Genomic DNA, 3,336 nt, shown 5'->3' on the forward strand with positions numbered 1-3,336 from the left:
AAAGTCAGACCCTTCTGGTAGAAATTTAAAAATGTTTCCAGACCCATAACAAGGCTCTAACACTAATCCTTTAGGACTAAAATGACGGACTAAATCTTCGGCCACAAATTCGGGTGTCCAAACCCTATCGCCTTTTTTTACATATTCTACCATAGCGCTCACTCAAATAATTGATTAATTTAAACATTCTCCATTCGTGTCATCAATCGTTCGGCACGATTCGTCACCTGACGATACCAACGACTGTCCCTGCCTTCGACAGCAGCAGATGCCCACTCTCCACAAACAAGGTGAGCATTCATTTTTCTAAATTTTGATAGGCGAGTACGACCCATATTAAACATCATGTTGACAAGTATCTCTTTGACTTCCCCAGGAAATTCATCCCATTCGCTCATACCATATAGAGCAACGCACTCACTTATAGCCAAATCGAGATCCTGTTCGAACAGCTCGAAGACTCTCTCCTCCGATACTTTTGTTCCCACATCGGCTCCATGTTCTGGCTCGCCTTCTTTAATGAGGTGGCCGACTCCAAGGGTTGGATAGCCAAGGTGGTCAAGGTAGACTTCATACTCGACGCCCTCATCGATCTTGAGTTGTTGATATACATTTTGTCTGTCCATTTTAAACTTTCCCGTGGTAAATTGCTTGAAGGTGGTCCTCAAAGGATTCCACCTTTGACAGCCGGTCAGGCCAATAGATATAGTCCTTTTCCGGATTTGCCTTAAGGTTATTAAGGAGAGGCGTAATTGCGTTATACAATTTTTGTAGCCTTTCTTGAGTTTCATCGGCTGATGCCAACGTGGTTTGTACTGTTTCCAGCTCTTCTTCTGTAACAGCAGTAAAACCAAAGTCGAAAATATCGGTTGTCATATGACCTCCTATGAGATTGCTTCGTACAATGTCTCAAGATCTTCAGCCTCTGTGGTAAACTCCACAATGTTTTGCTTGTGATAGATTCTAGACATTTTACGTAGGTATTTCTTATCTATATCTACTTTGTCTTGAAGGTCAGCCAAGGCATCGCGGATAAATTCCCGTTCAGCCTCAATACGAGTATAAGCATTGCTTAACTCAGTCATTGCATCTTTAATAGCCTTTCGATCTTCAGGACTACTTGGAATAATAATGTTGCTCATTTTTCACCTCACCAGTTGTGTATTACGTTTGCCATTATAAAAAAACATGTTAAAAAGTTCACCCCTACGATAACAGTACGCAGCAAAGCTACATAATCATCGTAAGGTTCGGTTTTGTCGTCAGAAAATCCGCCTAATGCGTACTTCCATATCGTCCAAATTTTACTCACCTTGTCGCTCCCACGTGTTATCAGCAGTAAATAAGAAACTACCGATAAACTCATATGTGTTCCACTTCCAAGGCTCAATCATACTTAAAACTAAGCTATTGCCTGTGTTATACAAATGATAGACTTGTCCAACCCTGGGGACGAAGTTGTATTGACTATTATAGACAATATCTGTATCATTTGCTAAATCCACCAAGCGCTGATATTCAGCATTTATTTCGTCCAGCTTTTGTGTAAAATAGTTTCCTGCATTGGCGCCCCGCTCTGATTTAAACAAGTCAGTATCGGGTAAGACAATAGCAGGCGCGCTGTTATTACTGCCGTAAGGTAGTATATGTGCGTTTTCACTATAACTGTCTGGCACATTGTCCGGACGATCCTTTGGCATTACTTAGTTAAAGATTTAAGTGTAGCAATAAGCTCATCGTATTTTGCGATTTGCTCAAGCTCTTTTTCAAGAGTCTCCATAAAGTCGATATGCTCAGCTACGCCAATCTGCCGTTCAACAAAGATTGACCAGTTAGCTGCGTGTTTTGCGCGTTGCCCTTTAAGGTATTCCATCATCGCTGTTTCTAGCGTGTTCATACTTTACTCCCTACAAGGTATGTCAAAATGTTTTGTGGAGATGTCTCGCCATAAGGATCTCCAAATGCGTTATCTTCTTTGCCAGGCTCGACAAACATCTTTTCGATAACTCCGTCATTTACAACCATAGCATAACGCCATGATCGCTGGCCAAATCCAAGATTGTCTTTTGCGACCATCATGTCCATGGCAGTAGTAAATAAGCCTGAACCATCTGGGATTACTCTTACTTTGCTGATTTGCTGAGTTTTTGCCCACGCATTCATTACAAATGCGTCATTAACTGACATACAAAAAATGTCATTGATACCTTCAGCCGCAAAATCTTCATACAGCGTTTCGAAGTCTGGTAGCTGAAATGTCGAGCATGTAGGAGTAAATGCACCAGGCAAACTAAACACTACTACTCGTCGACCGGCAAAAAGGTCTGTTGATTGGACGTCTTTCCAATCATAAGGATTACTACCACCAATACTCTCATCCCTCACTCGAGTTTTGAAAGTTACCTGTGGTACTGTGTCTCCAACGTTCATAAAAATTCCTCATTCATTGTTGAACTAATATTATAATCTATTTTGGCGTTAGTGTAAACGTTTATTTTATTGCGAGGACAAAAAGAATTGCAATAAGAAGGATGTTCGTAAACGCGATTTCGATAGCAAGTATCGTATGGTACCATACCCATCTGGCTTGGTACACTTTGTTTACTTCGGGATGATCACCATTCTCTATAATGGCTTTGTCTAATGGATTTTCTTCGACAGGTCTACTTAATAATTTACTAATCCAATTCATAATTATTTCACCTTTCTAATTTGATAATTAAATGGTTCTTGAACCTTAAGTTCAAAAGGCTCTCCGGTTACAAGCCTTCCTTTAAGATGCTTTGCTTCGCATTTGTCTAGATATTTAAATTCGTATGTAGATTTTTTGGCAGGATCATACCAAATAGTAACATGATATTCGTTAATAAAAAATTTAACAATCCAGCGTAAAGGCCATAATACAATTGTTGATAAAGTTTTCCCAATCTTTTTCAATACGCTCACGCTCTTTGTAGCTTTCATATAATGCATCCCTTTGACTATTTGGTGCTTGGTGATATTCCGTCCACTCTTCAGGAGTCATAAATTTCTTTTTAGGATATGACACTCCAAGCTCAAATGACCAATATAATTGTCCTGTTACTAAATCCTCTTGGCTTTCCAAGTTTGGCTTTAAAGCCACACATCCATTAAGTAGTATTAAGAGCCATAAGGATTTGAGAGGTAATCTAAACCTTCCCATAAATCCTCTACCTCACGCTCTAGCTTTTTAACTTTAGCGTCAAATGATTCTATTTGCTTTGTTGTAGTTTCTGCTTTTTGAACAGTAACCTGCATTTCAGTCATGTTTGCTTCAGCTGCTGCAATGCGATCTTGGAGTTGTAGTAATTCTTG

The 3,336-nt window shown here is 39.7% G+C and carries 9 protein-coding genes; all 9 read right to left on the bottom strand.

Going from position 1 to position 3,336, the window contains the following annotated elements; genetic code table 11:
* Window positions 1-179: 179 nt before the first annotated feature.
* Complete coding sequence (locus AAFM34_RS20110) at window positions 180-626, bottom strand: glycoside hydrolase family protein (RefSeq protein ID WP_341665922.1); 447 nt, start codon at window positions 624-626, stop codon at window positions 180-182.
* Between the two features lies 1 nt (window position 627).
* Window positions 628-876, bottom strand: a complete 249-nt coding sequence (locus tag AAFM34_RS20115) for a hypothetical protein (RefSeq protein ID WP_341665924.1) — start codon at window positions 874-876, stop codon at window positions 628-630.
* 8 nt (window positions 877-884) lie between these two features.
* Window positions 885-1,142 carry a hypothetical protein gene (locus AAFM34_RS20120; RefSeq protein ID WP_341665926.1) on the bottom strand — a complete coding sequence of 86 codons (258 nt, stop codon included), beginning with the start codon at window positions 1,140-1,142 and terminating at the stop codon, window positions 885-887.
* Window positions 1,143-1,150: 8 nt separating this feature from the next.
* Window positions 1,151-1,312: a hypothetical protein gene (locus AAFM34_RS20125; protein WP_341665928.1), complete on the bottom strand. Its 162-nt coding sequence runs from the start codon at window positions 1,310-1,312 to the stop codon at window positions 1,151-1,153.
* The gene (locus tag AAFM34_RS20130) at window positions 1,305-1,700 is read right to left on the bottom strand and encodes a DUF2452 domain-containing protein (protein ID WP_341665930.1); all 396 of its coding nucleotides are present in this window, start codon (window positions 1,698-1,700) and stop codon (window positions 1,305-1,307) included. The genes AAFM34_RS20125 and AAFM34_RS20130 overlap by 8 nt, the downstream gene beginning before the upstream one ends.
* The gene (locus AAFM34_RS20135; protein ID WP_341665931.1) at window positions 1,700-1,897 is read right to left on the bottom strand and encodes a hypothetical protein; all 198 of its coding nucleotides are present in this window, start codon (window positions 1,895-1,897) and stop codon (window positions 1,700-1,702) included. Before AAFM34_RS20135 ends, AAFM34_RS20130 begins: the two co-directional genes overlap by 1 nt.
* Window positions 1,894-2,430 (bottom strand): peroxiredoxin, encoded by a 537-nt coding sequence (locus tag AAFM34_RS20140; protein WP_341665933.1) that lies wholly within the window; start codon window positions 2,428-2,430, stop codon window positions 1,894-1,896. The genes AAFM34_RS20135 and AAFM34_RS20140 overlap by 4 nt, the downstream gene beginning before the upstream one ends.
* Window positions 2,431-2,875: 445 nt before the next feature.
* Entirely contained in the window at window positions 2,876-3,124 is a 249-nt protein-coding gene (locus AAFM34_RS20145) for a hypothetical protein (RefSeq protein ID WP_341665935.1), read from the bottom strand.
* A gap of 17 nt (window positions 3,125-3,141) precedes the next feature.
* Window positions 3,142-3,336: hypothetical protein (locus AAFM34_RS20150; RefSeq protein WP_341665937.1), on the bottom strand; the 195-nt coding region annotated here is incomplete at its 5' end.

Origin of the sequence: Vibrio sp., assembly GCF_038138445.1 — a bacterium.
Lineage (GTDB): Bacteria > Pseudomonadota > Gammaproteobacteria > Enterobacterales > Vibrionaceae > Vibrio.